The 15,750-nt window shown below is 45.7% G+C and carries 11 protein-coding genes; 6 read left to right on the forward strand and 5 right to left on the reverse strand.

From position 1 onward, the window contains the following. Nucleotides 1–32: 32 nt before the first annotated feature. The 4 genes from CIK04_RS05935 (at nucleotide 33) to CIK04_RS05950 (ending at nucleotide 5,384) form a co-directional block, all read left to right on the forward strand. On the forward strand, nucleotides 33–1,115 hold the full coding sequence (locus tag CIK04_RS05935) for a TRAP transporter substrate-binding protein (protein ID WP_045595017.1): 1,083 nt from the start codon (nucleotides 33–35) through the stop codon (nucleotides 1,113–1,115). Between the two features lie 476 nt (nucleotides 1,116–1,591). After that, nucleotides 1,592–3,544 (forward strand): PTS mannitol transporter subunit IICBA, encoded by a 1,953-nt coding sequence (locus CIK04_RS05940; RefSeq protein WP_097352407.1) that lies wholly within the window; start codon nucleotides 1,592–1,594, stop codon nucleotides 3,542–3,544. Nucleotides 3,545–3,649: 105 nt separating this feature from the next. Further along, nucleotides 3,650–4,798 carry a mannitol-1-phosphate 5-dehydrogenase gene (locus CIK04_RS05945; protein WP_039540747.1) on the forward strand — a complete coding sequence of 383 codons (1,149 nt, stop codon included), beginning with the start codon at nucleotides 3,650–3,652 and terminating at the stop codon, nucleotides 4,796–4,798. Between the two features lie 55 nt (nucleotides 4,799–4,853). Next, complete coding sequence (locus CIK04_RS05950; RefSeq protein WP_045629372.1) at nucleotides 4,854–5,384, forward strand: MltR family transcriptional regulator; 531 nt, start codon at nucleotides 4,854–4,856, stop codon at nucleotides 5,382–5,384. A gap of 99 nt (nucleotides 5,385–5,483) precedes the next feature. On the opposite strand, the gene glmS is transcribed toward CIK04_RS05950, so the two are convergent. Both glmS and CIK04_RS05960 read right to left on the reverse strand, forming a co-directional pair. After that, nucleotides 5,484–7,316 (reverse strand): glutamine--fructose-6-phosphate transaminase (isomerizing), encoded by a 1,833-nt coding sequence (gene glmS / locus CIK04_RS05955; protein ID WP_039540753.1) that lies wholly within the window; start codon nucleotides 7,314–7,316, stop codon nucleotides 5,484–5,486. A 68-nt stretch (nucleotides 7,317–7,384) separates the two neighbouring features. Continuing rightward, nucleotides 7,385–8,146 (reverse strand): DeoR/GlpR family DNA-binding transcription regulator, encoded by a 762-nt coding sequence (locus CIK04_RS05960; protein ID WP_097352406.1) that lies wholly within the window; start codon nucleotides 8,144–8,146, stop codon nucleotides 7,385–7,387. Between the two features lie 429 nt (nucleotides 8,147–8,575). On the opposite strand from CIK04_RS05960, the gene pykF reads away from it, so the two are divergent. Together pykF and CIK04_RS05970 are read left to right on the forward strand one after the other, a co-directional pair. Then, on the forward strand, nucleotides 8,576–9,988 hold the full coding sequence (gene pykF / locus CIK04_RS05965) for a pyruvate kinase PykF (RefSeq protein WP_026050472.1): 1,413 nt from the start codon (nucleotides 8,576–8,578) through the stop codon (nucleotides 9,986–9,988). A gap of 167 nt (nucleotides 9,989–10,155) precedes the next feature. Continuing rightward, nucleotides 10,156–10,818: a GntR family transcriptional regulator gene (locus CIK04_RS05970; RefSeq protein ID WP_017421257.1), complete on the forward strand. Its 663-nt coding sequence runs from the start codon at nucleotides 10,156–10,158 to the stop codon at nucleotides 10,816–10,818. A gap of 476 nt (nucleotides 10,819–11,294) precedes the next feature. On the opposite strand, the gene CIK04_RS05975 is transcribed toward CIK04_RS05970, so the two are convergent. The 3 genes from CIK04_RS05975 to CIK04_RS05985 form a co-directional block, all read right to left on the reverse strand. Then, nucleotides 11,295–13,175, reverse strand: coding sequence for a diguanylate cyclase (locus CIK04_RS05975; RefSeq protein WP_097352405.1), 1,881 nt, complete (start codon nucleotides 13,173–13,175; stop codon nucleotides 11,295–11,297). Between the two features lie 153 nt (nucleotides 13,176–13,328). Beyond that, a complete protein-coding gene (gene ilvN / locus CIK04_RS05980) occupies nucleotides 13,329–13,823 on the reverse strand; it encodes an acetolactate synthase small subunit (RefSeq protein WP_011078726.1) in 495 nt (164 codons plus the stop codon). Between the two features lies 1 nt (nucleotide 13,824). Beyond that, entirely contained in the window at nucleotides 13,825–15,549 is a 1,725-nt protein-coding gene (locus CIK04_RS05985) for an acetolactate synthase 3 large subunit (RefSeq protein WP_097352404.1), read from the reverse strand. Nucleotides 15,550–15,750: the final 201 nt, after the last annotated feature.

The raw sequence follows: 15,750 nt of genomic DNA on the forward strand, positions 1-15,750 counted from the left end.
TGTTGGCAAACAACAACACAAACGAGGACGTCATGCCGACAATCAAGCCCAACCGATCTTTTCTGAAACGTGCGATTATCGCTTCCACTGCCCTGCTCTCTTTTTCACTTTTTGCTGCAGAAGAAGTGTATCGCTTAAAACTGGCTGAAACTTGGGGACCGAATACACCGATCCTTGGTGACGCATCGAAAAACATGGCTAAGCTCGCTGAAGAAATGTCAAACGGTCGCCTACAGATTCGCATCGATTCGGCCAACAAACACAAAGCACCATTGGGGGTGTTTGATATGGTCAAGTCTGGTCAATATGATCTTGGCCACTCCAGCTCTTATTACTGGAAGGGGAAAGTGCCCAACACGCTCTATTTCTCTTCGATGCCCTTTGGCATGATCACCACAGAGCAGTACGCGTGGTTCTATTACGGTGGTGGCATGGAACTGATGCAAAAAGTTTATGCTCCGCACAATTTGCTCTCATTTCCTGGCGGAAACTCAGATATCCAAATGGGTGGCTGGTTTAAGAAAGAGATCAATTCCGTTGAAGATCTGAAAGGGCTAAAAATGCGTATCCCCGGTTTTGCGGGTGAAGTGCTGGCACGCGTTGGCGCTAAACCGACCAATATTGCGCCGGGAGAACTCTATACATCACTCGAACGTGGCACCATTGACGCATTGGAGTGGGTGGGTCCGGCGTTTGACTTGCGTATGGGTTTTCACAAAATCGCCCCCTACTACTATACCGCGTGGCATGAGCCGGGCTCAGAAACGCAGTTTTTAGTGAATAAGAAGACCTGGGAGACATTACCCAAAGATCTGCAAGTGATCCTAGAAACCGCCTTCCGCGTGGCGGCGTTTGATATGTACAACCAAGCGATCGACGCCAATGCCAATAGCTGGGCTACCATGCAAAGCGAATACCCAGACATCAAGGTGCGTGATTTTCCGCCAGCGGTGTTACAAGCCATGCGACAAGCAACCAATGAGTTGCTAGAGGAAGAGGCCGCCAAAGATCCACTCGCGAAAGAGATCATCACTTCACAAGAAAACTACCTGAAGAAAGTGCGAGCTTGGACGGCGATCTCCGCCAAAGCATATCTCGACACCAACCCGCAGTAGTTCACTCACCTAGCCCAAAAGAAGCACCATGTGTGCTTCTTTTCTTCACTGTGTTCTGTCAAAAAATTACAGCCAAACAAAAATAGTGACCTTTATCACAATATCCTACAAAGCCACCCAAAACCCAATTGTGACAAAAGTCACTCAAAATCTTAATTAGAGCTCAAAAAGAAGATTTTAATGATCATCATCACAATTTATTTTTATTTCAAATCCAACAAAACAAGATATAGATCACCAATAAAAGGTTTGACAAATAACCAAAGTGCAATTTGTTATTAACTTTCAACTCAATAAAGTGAGAAAACTCACGTAAAAAACGCTTGCGAATGGAAAAATTAGGAGGGGGATCACGAAAAACCCGCTATCAGTTCTAATGGAAAAAGATGTGGTAGATTGATTGAGAACTAAGCAATCAAACGGTTTTGGCGAACCGTTACTACAACATTCATCAGAACATCAAACGGGGAGTTCGTATGATATCACCAGATGCAAAGATCAAGATACAACATTTTGGTCGTTTCTTGTCTAACATGGTTATGCCCAACATCGGGGCATTTATTGCGTGGGGCTTTATTACCGCCCTATTTATTCCAACTGGCTGGCTGCCAAATGAAACGCTGGCAGCCATGGTTGGACCAATGATCACTTATCTACTGCCACTGCTCATCGGTTATACCGGTGGTAAGCTTGTCGGTGGAGATCGAGGGGCGGTTGTCGGTGCGATTACCACAATGGGTGTGATTGTCGGCACTGACATCCCGATGTTCATGGGGGCGATGATGGTCGGCCCTATGGGTGGTTGGGCGATCAAACGATTCGACAATTACTTTGATGGCAAAGTCAAAAGTGGCTTTGAGATGTTAGTGAACAACTTCTCGGCCGGCATTATTGGCATGCTTTGTGCGATTCTCGCCTTCTTCTTTATCGGGCCATTTGTCAAAGTCCTTTCTGGCGGGTTAGCGGCTGGCGTCAACTTCCTTGTCTCTGCGCATCTCCTTCCTTTGACCTCTGTTTTTGTTGAGCCTGCGAAGATCTTGTTCCTCAACAATGCCATTAACCACGGTATTTTTTCTCCACTGGGCATCCAACAGGCTTCAGAAGCTGGCCAATCGATTTTCTTCCTCATTGAAGCAAACCCTGGTCCTGGGCTCGGCATTCTTCTCGCCTATATGGTGTTTGGTAAAGGTACAGCACGCCAGACGGCAGGTGGTGCTTCGATCATCCATTTCTTTGGTGGGATCCACGAAATCTATTTCCCTTATATTTTGATGAATCCACGCCTGATCCTTGCCGCAATCGCGGGTGGTATGACAGGGGTATTTGTCCTGACGGTATTCAATGCTGGGATTGTTTCACCCGCCTCTCCAGGTTCTATTTTCGCGATTCTCCTAATGACGCAAAAAGCCTCTATCCTCGGCGTATTAGCGTCCATTGCTTCAGCAACCGGTGTCTCTTTTGCTGTCGCTGCATTACTGATGAAAACACAAACATCGACAGAAGAAGAAGGCGACGAAGCCGCATTGGAAAAAGCCACTTCACAGGTGAAGAACATGGAATCGGCGTCAAAAGGGCGTGCTAATGTCACTAACCAAAACAAAAGTGATGTAGACCTAGCAACCGTGCACAGCATTATTGTGGCGTGTGATGCAGGAATGGGCTCCAGTGCCATGGGGGCGAGCATGCTTCGTAAAAAAATTCAGGATGCGGGGCTCAACATCCATGTAACTAACCTTGCGATTAACAGCTTACCAGAGAGCGCCGACATAGTGATTACGCATAAAGATCTTACGGATCGTGCACGTCAGCACGCACCGAATGCTTACCACATTTCACTAACCAACTTCCTAGACAGTGAAATGTACAATCAACTCGTAACTAAGCTGTTTGCAGCGCAACAGCAATCGGCAGCAAATGATGACAACATCGTCAAAGTGTCTGTATTGGCAGCCAACGACGGTACATTTGACGTGCAACCACCCTCAGTCTTTCAGATCCAGCGTGAAAACATTCACCTAGGCCTGAAAGCGAGTAGCAAAGAAGAAGCCATTCGTTTCGCTGGCAACAAACTGGTTGAGCTTGGCTACGCAGAACCTGAGTATGTCGAGGCGATGTTTGAACGCGAAGCCCTCGTCCCCACCTATCTTGGCGAATCCATTGCTGTGCCACATGGCACTGTGGAAGCGAAAGATCGCGTGAAAAAAACAGGCATTGTCATTTGCCAATACCCATCGGGTATCCAATTTACTGACGACAAAGACGATGTGGCCAAACTTGTCATTGGTATTGCTGCCAAGAACGATGAGCACATCCAAGTCATTACCACTATTACCAACGCACTTGATGAACCAGAAGCGATTGAGAGACTCACCAGCACTGATGATATCGAAGAAATTCTAAATATCCTCGGTGGAAAACAAGCCGCTTAATTCGTTCAACTTTTTGCTCCTGAGCAAAATCGAGGTCAACTGCTCCCCTATACGGTTGACCTCACCCTAAGTTCATCATGCATTTTAAATTGGTAGGTAAGTATTATGAAAAACGCAGTACATTTTGGTGCCGGTAACATTGGTCGCGGCTTTATTGGTAAATTATTGGCCGATGCCAACGTTTCAGTGACGTTCGCTGATGTCGATGCTCCTTTGGTTGATCAGTTAAGTCACAAGCAAGAGTACAAAGTCAAAGTGGTCGGCAGTAAATGCCAAATTGATACCGTTACCCATATCACCGCCGTTAATTCGGCCAGTGAAGAGGTGATTGATCGCATTGTCCAGACGGATTTAGTCACCACTGCAGTGGGACCGAATGTGTTGGATATCATAGCCAAAACCATTGCCCAAGGGATTGCAAAACGCTTTGCCGCTGGCAATCTGGCACCACTTAATATTATTGCTTGCGAAAATATGGTTCGTGGTACTACCCACTTAAAAGGAGAAGTGTACAAACATCTCGATGCATCCTTACACGCCCAAACTGACGAGCTCGTTGGCTTTGTCGACTCAGCAGTGGATCGCATTGTGCCCCCAGCAGAAGCCGCTAACGATGATCCTCTGGAAGTCACCGTTGAAAGCTTCAGTGAATGGATTGTCGATGAGCAGCAATTTAAAGGCGAAGTGCCATCCATTGCCGGGATGGAAAAGACCCATAACCTCATGGCTTTTGTAGAACGCAAACTGTTTACCTTAAATACTGGGCATTGCATTACGGCGTACTTAGGTTGCTTACAAGGCCACCGAACTATTCGAGAAGCGATTGAAAACCCTGTCATTCGTGACCAAGTCAAACAGGCGATGATGGAAAGTGGTGAAGTGCTGATTCGTCGCTACGGTTTTGAGCGTGAGATGCACCAAGCCTACATAGAGAAGATCTTGGGGCGTTTTGCCAACCCATTCTTAGTGGATGAAGTGGACCGCGTTGGTCGCCAACCTATTCGCAAACTTGGTATGAATGATAGATTAATCAAACCATTACTGGGTACAATTGAGTTCGACACGGCAAATCAGCATCTCTTAAAAGGCATCGCTGCCGCGTTAAAATATCAAAATGACAGTGATCCACAGGCCGTGGAATTACAGCGCTCACTGCAGCAAGTTGGCGTGAAAAAAACGCTGGCAAAATACACAAGTCTTGCAGAGGACAGTGTTGAGGTTGCAAAGATTGAAACTCTTTACAACCAACTTTAATCAGTAGGGGAGCTATGCTCCCCTCAAATATAAAAAAGATATATTGATTCAGTTTATGGCAGAGCATACAAACGAAAGTGACATCATTGAACGATTAAATCACGCCCCCAGTGTACGCGGTTTTTTTGTTGAGACCGTCGACATCCTTACCGAGGCCGTCGATGGCTTGGTACAACGAATTTTTCGCAAAGATAATTTTGCCGTGCAATCTGTCGTTGGGCCGCTTTTGCAGGACTCGGGTCCATTAGGTGATGTTTCTGTACGCTTAAAACTACTCTTTGGTTTAGGCGTGTTATCAGATCATCACTACCACGATATTGAAGACATTATTAAGCTCAAAAACAAACTCAACAGCGATAGCACAGAATACGAGTTTACCGATCCCCAAATACTCGAACCGATTAAGAAACTTCATCTAGTGCAGAAAATGGGCATGGTGCAACTTGAAGTCGATAACCCTGATGACGATATCGAGCTGAGTTTTTATCAGCTTCAACTGCAAAGAAAGCAACAAATCATCCGCTCTGGTCTCTCACTCGCCATTGTCGAAATCTGTCATGCATTGGGCAAGGACAGCCCATTTTAGTCTTGCCTCTTTTAAAACTGACTTTCCTTTACACCTCTGCGTTAAAACAAAAAAAGCCGAGGTGACAACACCTCGGCTCATCGCATTCTTTCAAAACGATTATTCTACCGTAACCGCTTTCGCTAGGTTGCGAGGTTGGTCAACGTCCGTTCCTTTGATCAACGCCACGTAGTACGAGAGCAATTGCATTGGAATGGTGTAGTAGATTGCTGCGGTGATTTCACTCACGTGAGGCATAGTGATGATCTTCATAGTTTCATCGCCCTCGAACCCTGCGTCCGAATCCGCAAATACATACAAAAGACCACCGCGTGCACGCACTTCTTCCACGTTAGATTTTAACTTCTCGAGAAGATCGTTACTTGGCGCGACCACCACCACAGGCATGTCTGCATCAATCAATGCGAGAGGACCGTGTTTAAGCTCACCCGCCGCGTACGCTTCAGCGTGAATGTAAGAGATCTCTTTCAGTTTCAAAGACGCTTCCATCGCGATGGGATAGAACTCACCACGACCAAGGAACAAGGTATGGTGCTTATCTGCAAAATCTGTCGCCAAGGCTTCAATGTCTTTTTCAAAAGAGAGTGCTGCGTTGATTTGCTTAGGCAACGCGTGCAACGCTTCTATGATCTCTTTTTCCTTTTCTTTACTGATACGGCCTTGCTGTTTACCCAGCGCCGTCACCAGCATAAGTAGAGCTGCCAATTGGGTTGTAAACGCCTTGGTAGAAGCGACACCAATCTCTACCCCAGCACGAGTCATAAAGGCAAAGTCAGATTCACGAACCAAAGATGACCCCGCCACGTTACAGATGGTCATGGCCGCCATATATCCTTTCTCTTTTGCTAGGCGCAACGCAGCAAGAGTATCCGCCGTTTCACCCGATTGAGATAAAGTAATAAGCAGGCTGTTTGGACGAGTCACAAACTTGCGGTAGCGGAATTCTGAAGCGATTTCCACATCACAGCTCACGCCTGCAATGTCTTCGAACCAATAACGCGCTGTCATGCCCGCATTGTAAGACGTGCCACATGCGACGATCTGAACATGCTCAACTTTGCTTAAAATCTCGGCTGCATTAACACCAATGGCTTCGGTCACCACGGAATCTGCGGTAATACGCCCTTCCATGGTGTTGATCAGTGCCGTCGGCTGCTCGTAAATTTCTTTTTGCATGAAGTGACGGTATTGGCCTTTATCACCCGCATCATGCTCAGCGTTTGATTCGGCAATCTCACGCTCAACACGCTCACCCGATGCATCATATACCGCAACCTCACGGCGCGTAATTTCTGCAACGTCTCCTTCTTCTAGGTACATAAAGCGGCGAGTTACGTTAAGCAGCGCCAGTTGGTCGGAAGCAAGGAAGTTTTCACCAACACCAAAACCAATCACAATCGGACTACCAGAACGAGCCACCACGATGCGAGAAGGATCTTTACGATCCAATACCACAGTGCCGTAAGCACCTTCCAATTGTTTAACGGTTTTTTGTACGGCTTCAAGTAATGACGCTGCGGTACGCAATTCCCACTCAACCAAGTGAGCAATCACTTCAGTATCCGTTTGAGATTCAAACACATAGCCACGAGATTGCAACAACTCACGTAGCGTTTCATGGTTTTCAATAATGCCGTTGTGTACCACGCTGATGTCACCCGACTGATGTGGGTGCGCGTTGATCTCAGAAGGCTCTCCATGAGTCGCCCAACGCGTGTGCGCGATCCCTGTCCCGCCAACAACCTCGGCTTGCTCCACAGCATCCGCCAATTCTTGTACTTTACCCAAGCGGCGAATTCGAGTTAGGTTGGATTGGCTATCAACCACTGCAACACCCGCAGAGTCATAACCGCGGTATTCTAAACGACGTAGACCTTCAACCAAGATCTCTGCGACATCACGCTGTGCAACAGCACCAACGATTCCACACATGTTTTATCTCCATTTTTATTTTTTGCTTCCTCGTACTTCGCAAGCAAAAGTCGTTACGAGGAAAAAGATTAGGCACAGATGACGCGCACGCCATTGGCTTCCATTTCGGCTTTGTGTTCTGGCAGCAAGTCATTGTTGGTGATCAGAATATCGATCATTTCCCACGCCAGTTCGAGATTCGGGATTTTGCGCCCCACCTTGTCGGACTCAACCATGACAATCACTTCTCGTGAGACTTCCGCCATCACTTTACTCAGGCCGACAAGTTCATTAAATGTGGTGGTCCCACGGGTCAGGTCAACACCATCTGCGCCGATGAATAGCTGGTCAAAGTCGTACGATCGCAACACCGATTCGGCCACTTTGCCTTGGAAGGATTCAGAATGGTTGTCCCAAGTTCCGCCAGTCATTAAAAGCGTAGGTTCACTTTCCAGCTCGTTCAACGCGTTGGCTACGTGCAATGAGTTGGTCATCACCACCAAACCACGTTTGCTGTTGAGTTGCTGAATAAGCGCCCCGGTTGTGCTACCGCTGTCGATCACGATACGGTTGTGGTCTCGAATCAGCTCCGCGGCTTTCTCTGCGAGTTTTAGCTTTCGATCCGAAACGTTTTGACTCATTTCTTCATGAATCACTTCTTTGGGGATCGCAATCGCGCCACCGTAGCGGCGCAACAATTGGCCATTCTTTTCTAATGACGCCAAATCCTTTCGAATCGTGACTTCTGAGGTATCAAATTTATGAGAGAGCTCGTCAACACTGACCTCTCCTTTCTCATTAACCAATTTAGAAATACTGTGTCTTCTCAGCTGAGTGTTTCGTTTCGACATTTAATTTTTAACTTTAAGTTTCGAATTGAAAGAAATTATAGTTGAAGTGAAACTTTCTAGTCCATTTATTTCGATCCAAAAAATTAATAAATAGCGCTGAAACCTTGTCCTAAGACAATTCTTAGACAGTGATATTGACTGAATTCAGTGGTAGAATTCGCCTCCGAAAAGAAAATTTATTACAGAATTGACCGTTATTTTTTTGCAACTTTCTTCATATAAAGTGGAGAAAGTCACAAAAATAGAGAATTTTGAATTATTGAGTTGGTCATAAAATGACTAAACTTGATGAAAGACTTTCAACCCTGATGTCATTAAGTTTTTTGTAGATAGGCCCGCTGAGAAGCTAAAAAAGTGGGACATGTAAAGGCATTAGGCTACACACACCGACTTTCAAATTGTAACTATATTGACCGGAGAGTATCTTCCATGAAAAAGACCAAAATCGTATGTACGATTGGCCCAAAAACTGAGTCTGTAGAGAAACTGACTGAACTAGTCAACTCAGGTATGAACGTAATGCGCCTGAACTTTTCTCACGGTGACTACGTAGAGCACGGCACTCGTATCGCGAACTTCCGCAAAGTAATGGAAAACACAGGTAAGCAACTTGCTATCCTACTAGACACTAAAGGTCCTGAAATCCGCACTATCAAACTAGAAAACGGCGACGACGTTGATCTAGTAGCTGGTCAAGAGTTCACTTTCACGACTGATACTTCTGTTGTTGGTAACAAAGACATCGTAGCAGTAACTTACCCAGGTTTTGCTGCGGATCTATCTGCTGGTAACACTATCCTAGTTGACGATGGTCTAATCGAGATGGAAGTTATCGCAACGACTGCGACTGAAGTTAAATGTAAGGTACTGAACAACGGTGCTCTAGGCGAAAACAAAGGTGTTAACCTACCAGGCGTTTCTGTAAACCTACCTGCACTATCTGAAAAAGACAAAAACGACCTTAAATTTGGTTGTGAGCAAGGCGTTGACTTCGTTGCTGCATCTTTCATCCGTAAAGCATCTGACGTGAAAGAAATCCGTGAAGTTCTAGCAGCAAACGGCGGCGCGAACATTCAGATCATTTCTAAGATTGAAAACCAAGAAGGTGTTGATAACTTCGACGAAATCCTAGAGCTTTCTGACGGTATCATGGTTGCTCGTGGTGACCTAGGTGTAGAAATCCCTGCAGAAGAAGTCATCTTCGCACAGAAGATGATGATCGAAAAATGTAACCGCGCACGTAAAGTGGTTATCACTGCAACTCAAATGCTAGATTCTATGATCAAGAACCCACGTCCAACTCGTGCAGAAGCGGGTGACGTTGCGAACGCAATCATGGATGGTACTGATGCAGTCATGCTTTCTGGCGAAACAGCGAAAGGTAAATACCCTGTTGAAGCGGTAACTATCATGGCGCAAATCGCTAACCGTACTGATTCTGTACTAAAAGCAGAGCTAGGCTCTCGTCTAGACAGCCCACGCCTACGTATCACTGAAGCGGTATGTAAAGGTGCAGTAGACACAGCTGAGAAACTAGCAGCACCACTGATCATCGTTGCAACTGAAGGTGGTAAGTCTGCACGTTCTGTACGTAAGTACTTCCCAACTGCAAACATTCTTGCGCTAACGACCAACAAGAAGACAGCAGCTCAACTTGTACTGACTAAAGGTGTTACACCTGTTGTTGTTGATTCAATCGACAACACGGATGCGTTCTACGTAACCGGTAAAGAGCTTGCTCTTGAATCTGGCCTAGGTAGCAAAGGCGACATCGTTGTGATGGTATCTGGTGCTCTTGTTGCATCTGGTACAACGAATACTGCGTCAGTACACGTACTATAAGAATTCGTTACAATTTGTAAAAAATAAAAAGAGGGCCTCGGTCCTCTTTTTTTATGAAACGGCTTGCGATAACAATCAGTACGCTATATTATCAACCAGAATTGCGTACCGTTAAAATAATCACATTCTTACTATACAGAATATATTGTTATCAATGAGGTTTTCTTGTGTCTAGCCCGACCCTAACTGACAAAGTATCAAAAATGATCTGCCAGGATATTCTTCATGGCGAGCTGAAACCAGGACAAAAATTAGTCGTCGCGGATCTAAAAGACAAGTACAACGTTGGGGCATCACCAATCCGCGAAGCACTCGTGCAGCTCTCTTGGAGCAAATACGTCAAACTTGAACCACAAAAAGGCTGTTGGGTTGCCCCTGTCTGCGAAAACGAACTGCGCGATCTTTATGAAAGCCTACGCGTCGTGGCTCCTGTTTTGCTGAAAAAAGCAATCGCTTGCGGAAATGAAAACTGGGAACTTGAAGTACTAACGGCTTATCACAAACTTTCCCGCGCCCAGAATTTAGACACCACACCAGATTGGACAGAATGGGAAGAGCGCCACAACCATTTCCACACCACGTTACTTGCAGGCGCTGAAGCAAGAAACATGTTTGATTTCTTTAGAGATCTCGCCAATCAAATTAAACGTTACCGCTATTTTGCTCTCTCCCAACACCAAGGTAATAAGCACTCTCTGTTTGATATTGAAGAGCATGAGATGATCATGAAACTTGCTTTGGCAAAAAATTCTGAAGAAGCGGCGCGCCTTTTAGACAGCCATCTTGATAGTTCGATGAAAATGATTGAAACCGCTATCCAAGCCGCTTAGTTTCATTTTGCAGAAACAAAAAATCGGGGATATTCCCCGATTTTTTTGCGTGATGCCCAAACAACTTGAAGCTGCTTTTTCAAGTTGATGCGTTTGCATCTACCAGCCAAAGAACTCTTTGTGATGCGTGTTGAGCAAAAGGATCAACAATAAGAAGTAAATTGCGCTCAATTTAAATCCAAGTACCACTAGGGTTCCAATGGTCAATCTAACTAAAAAATGATTTAACATACTCTGCCTCTGGCGCCCGAACTGAATATTTCCTTATAAACACGCAACGCGCGACGTTTCCGTTCAAGACAAGGGCAAACTGCACTGGACCGTTCTTACTGTTTATCGCCACCAAACATGACGGCAATCACAGCAAACTCACTTAGGGGTGACAGTTTACTTAATAACCATTTTAGTTCAATTTTGCTCACATATTAGACTTTAGTCTAACTGTATATATCTCGTTACAATTCCATAGTAGCGGATTAAGCGAGATCTTCATCGTTGTAGCAGAGGGAGACTTTATTGCGACCTGAGCTTTTAGAGTCGTACAAAGCAATATCAGCACATTTGTAACTGAGGGTGCTGTTGGAGGTGAGTTCGGTGTAGCCCACGCTAATCGTGACATCGACTTGTTTGGAAATCGACACCGCGACACGCAGACGATTTAGCACTACTTCCGCAGCTGAAACGGTGGTATGTGGCATGATGATGGCAAACTCTTCACCACCAACACGCGCTAAGACATCGGTGTTTCTCAAGCCATTTTGAAGAATCTTAGCCACTTCGCGTATCACGCGATCACCTTCATCATGGCCTTGCTCATCATTCACTCGCTTGAAATAATCGATATCAACTAAGGCTAAGCACGCCATAGGGGTCGCTGGATAGCGCTCGATCAAACTGGTATGTTGAGAAAGCTGCTGTTCAAACTTACGTCGGTTCCAGATTTGTGTCAGTTCATCACGCTCACTTAAATTTCTCAAACGCTCTTCAAGTTCTTTGCGCGCACTGATATCCACCAGCGAAGTAATGTAGTAGCTCACTTGATTGAGAGAGTTTTTCACCGCCTGAATACGCATAATCACCGTGATGATATGGTTGAGTTTGGTTTGGCAACGGATCTCCCCTTCCCATACCTCGTTCTTTTGCAACTCGCCCCATGCTTTGATCACAGTTTCTAATTCATCATTCAAAAAGATCAGTTGTTGAGCGCTTTTTCCTTCAATCTCATCTCCCTGATGACCAAACATCACTTCAAATTCATGATTCACGAGAATGATGCGGTGAGAGGTGTCTGAAATCATCACAGCGGTCATGCCATTCAAAGCCGCTCTGGCCAATTTACTTTCCAAATTGCGCTGGCGATAGTGCAGAACAATCGTCAGAGAAGGCAGCGCCACAACCAAGATCAAACACAGCACAAAGAGTGCTTCACGCGTAAGATCATTCACGGCAATTTTCGAGCGTTCCATTAACTGCTGCTGATCCATATCGATCAGCAAGTAGAGCTCCCTGTCTTGGCCAAAGCGAACACCGTTATGAACCACTAAATCGTGCTCATCATAGCTGTAACCCGCTTTCTGGTGTCTAAACTGCAGCCAAGCTTGCGGATATTGATCGCTAAAACGGAAGGCCGCGCGCTCTGGCAGTAGGTCACCAAACTGCTTTTCTTCTTCCTCACTGATGACGAAGTAACCACGATCGTTGACGATTTCAATGTCAAAATCTTTGACGGGTGAGTAATTCAACCGATCAGCGATGTAATCCACATTCAGATTTAGCGCCAAATACCCTTTGCGCTCACCGCGTATCGTGACTGGAGTAAATATAGAAATAACAGGCACATAAGGTTTAATTAACTGCTCATCTCGCGTGTCTAGCGTGATTCCCCATGCTCCAATCTCGCTATTTTCGAGTGCCTTGGCATAGATAAAATAGGTTTCGTTTGCGTCGTTTTGCATCTTCGCCGCAGGGAAAAAGTAATTACTGCTGACGTCGTAATTGAGACGCAACTGCTCCATCCCTTCCGTGTCCAACAAGCGGATTTCGGTATACCACTTTTGGTTGACCACCACAGATTCCCACAAAGACATTAGTGCCTTTTCCGATTGAGGGTTGGGATCAACGACGAAATCCGTCAAGGTTTGGTTATAGGTCAGTAGTTGTAATACCGAGGCGACTTGATCATACAAGTTGTTGTATTCACGCTCGGTGTAGGAGAGCTGATTGAGCGCCTCTTTCGCGGTGTTTTCAATATTCGCCTTGAGCAGATCTTGGTATTTATCCTGATAGTAGATAGCAATGAGTGCAGCGAAAAACGCGCTGGTAAGAACGAGAATGCCAAGCAGCTTTCTGATTTTCACTCGCTAAACCTACCTATGATATGGGGAAAAAGACCGCGCGAGTATAGCACAGTTCATTATCTCTTTAACCAACGCATCGGCCTACAGAGTGGTGGTGAAGTCACATAATTAAATGGCCACACTAGGTGGCCATATCTCTGTAAATTCAACAAACTAGGCTTTAAGAGCACGCTCTCCGCGAGCAATGCCGACCACACCGCTGCGAGCAACTTCGATCACTTCCGTGACTTCAGAAATGGCCTGAATGAAAGCATCCAGTTTTTCACTGGTTCCTGCAAGTTGTACCGTGTACTGCGAGGCCGTAACGTCGACAATCTGACCTCGGAAAATATCCGCAGTACGCTTCACTTCTGCACGAGCAAAACCACTGGCTTTCACTTTCACCATCATCAGTTCACGTTCGATATGATCGAACTCCGTCACCTCTTGTACTTTCAGCACATCAATCAGTTTATGTAACTGCTTTTGAATTTGCTCTAACTGCATCTCGTCGGTCATCGTGGTAATGTTCAAACGAGACAAGGTTTCATCGTCCGTTGGTGAAACGGTCAAGGATTCAATGTTATAGCCACGCTGAGAGAACAGCCCTACCACACGAGACAAGGCACCCGGTTGGTTTTCCATTAACAACGAAATAATGTGTCTCATATTAAGTTCTCTCCGTTTTGCTTAGCCACATTTTGTCCATGCCTTCGCCTTTGATTTGCATCGGGTAGACGTGCTCAGTTTCATCCACATTGATATCGACAAACACCAAGCGATCTTTCATGTCGAGGGCGCGTTTCAGCTCTGACTCGAGTTGATCGGGGGTTTCAATACGAATACCTACATGGCCATAAGCTTCTGCAATGGCTGCAAAATCGGGAACCGAACTCATGTATGAGTTAGAGTGGCGACCTTGATAGATAATGTCTTGCCACTGCTTCACCATTCCAAGGAAACGGTTATTCAAGTTAATAATTTTGACCGGAATGTCATATTGCATCGCAGTCGACAGTTCTTGAATGTTCATTTGGATACTGCCATCTCCCGTCACCACCACCACTTCTTCTTCTGGCATGGCGAATTTCACCCCCATACCAGCGGGCAGACCAAAGCCCATGGTGCCTAAACCACCAGAATTGATCCAACGGCGCGGTTTGTTGAACGGGTAGTAAAGCGCGGCAAACATTTGATGCTGGCCGACATCTGACGCAACGTAAGCATCCCCATTGGTCAGCTTATGCAGTGTCTCGATCACTTGTTGTGGCTTGATGCGCTCCGAAGAGGTATCGTAGGCGAGGCAATCGCGTGATTTCCAGCCTTCAATTTCATCCCACCAGCTCGCTAAGGCTTGTGTATCGTTTTCAGCACCTTGCTCTTCAAGAAGTGTCACCATGGTCTCAAGCACTTGCTCCGCTGACCCCACGATGGGTAGGTCAACTTTGACGTTTTTCGAGATCGAAGAAGGGTCGATGTCGATGTGCATGATCTTCGCATTAGGACAGTATTTTTCTAAGTTGTTGGTGGTACGGTCATCAAAACGTACCCCGACACCAAAAATAAGATCGGCGTTATGCATCGCCATATTGGCTTCATATTTACCATGCATGCCAAGCATGCCTAGAGCGTTTTTGTGAGTTCCCGGGAAAGCTCCAAGCCCCATTAGTGTGCTGACAACGGGCACATTTAGTGTTTCAGCCAGCTTGAGGATCGACTCATGCGCACCTGAGATAATCGCCCCACCACCGATATAAAGAACGGGCTTCTTAGCTTCAAGTAATGCCTTTAGCGCTTTCTTGATTTGGCCTTTATGGCCCGAAGTGGTTGGTTTGTATGACCGCATGCTGATTGACTTAGGATATTCATAAGGCAGTTTGATCTGCGGGTTCATCACATCTTTTGGCAAGTCGATCACCACAGGACCAGGGCGACCTGTCGTGGCAATGTAAAATGCTTTCTTGATGGTCTCAGGAATGTCTTCCGCACGCTTAACGAGGAAACTATGTTTAACCACAGGGCGAGAAACACCAACGATATCGCACTCTTGGAAAGCATCATTACCAATTAAGCTATTTGGTACGTTTCCTGAAATAACGATCATCGGGATGGAATCCATGTAAGCCGTGGCAATTCCGGTGATGGTGTTCGTTGCGCCAGGTCCTGAACAGACTAGGACAACGCCGGGTTTGCCTGTGGCACGAGCATAACCATCAGCCATGTGGGTCGCGGCTTGTTCATGACGAACTAATACATGTTTGATTTGTTCAGTTTTGGCGTGAAGAGCATCATAAATATCCAGTACTGAACCACCGGGATAACCAAAAATTTGCTCTACGTTTTCTTCGATCAGAGATTGAACAACCATCTCTGCGCCTGACAACATTGCTGTCATAGTGCTTCTCCTTAGCCAGTTTCCATTAAATAAGGTCAATCTAATGGGCTGGTTTTACATAGTTTAGGGCTTATTTGTAGCCTAATTCGAAAAAACTTCATTTTTGCTATGTCCTGCCTTTGTCATAACAAAGAGCAAGGTAACGCAACAAATGTAACTTTTTATTATCAGCAGGTCTAATGAGAGATAGATCGAAATTTA

Source organism: Vibrio sp. 03_296 (genome assembly GCF_002265885.1).

What these genes read in the sequence shown, in the direction of transcription:
- CIK04_RS05935 (WP_045595017.1), top strand. Translation starts at nt 33, where the DNA reads ATGCCGACAATCAAGCCCAACCGATCTTTTCTGAAACGTGCGATTATC.
- CIK04_RS05940 (WP_097352407.1), top strand. Translation starts at nt 1,592, where the DNA reads ATGATATCACCAGATGCAAAGATCAAGATACAACATTTTGGTCGTTTC.
- CIK04_RS05945 (WP_039540747.1), top strand. Translation starts at nt 3,650, where the DNA reads ATGAAAAACGCAGTACATTTTGGTGCCGGTAACATTGGTCGCGGCTTT.
- CIK04_RS05950 (WP_045629372.1), top strand. Translation starts at nt 4,854, where the DNA reads ATGGCAGAGCATACAAACGAAAGTGACATCATTGAACGATTAAATCAC.
- glmS (WP_039540753.1), bottom strand. Translation starts at nt 7,316, where the DNA reads ATGTGTGGAATCGTTGGTGCTGTTGCACAGCGTGATGTCGCAGAGATC.
- CIK04_RS05960 (WP_097352406.1), bottom strand. Translation starts at nt 8,146, where the DNA reads ATGTCGAAACGAAACACTCAGCTGAGAAGACACAGTATTTCTAAATTG.
- pykF (WP_026050472.1), top strand. Translation starts at nt 8,576, where the DNA reads ATGAAAAAGACCAAAATCGTATGTACGATTGGCCCAAAAACTGAGTCT.
- ilvN (WP_011078726.1), bottom strand. Translation starts at nt 13,823, where the DNA reads ATGAGACACATTATTTCGTTGTTAATGGAAAACCAACCGGGTGCCTTG.
- CIK04_RS05985 (WP_097352404.1), bottom strand. Translation starts at nt 15,549, where the DNA reads ATGACAGCAATGTTGTCAGGCGCAGAGATGGTTGTTCAATCTCTGATC.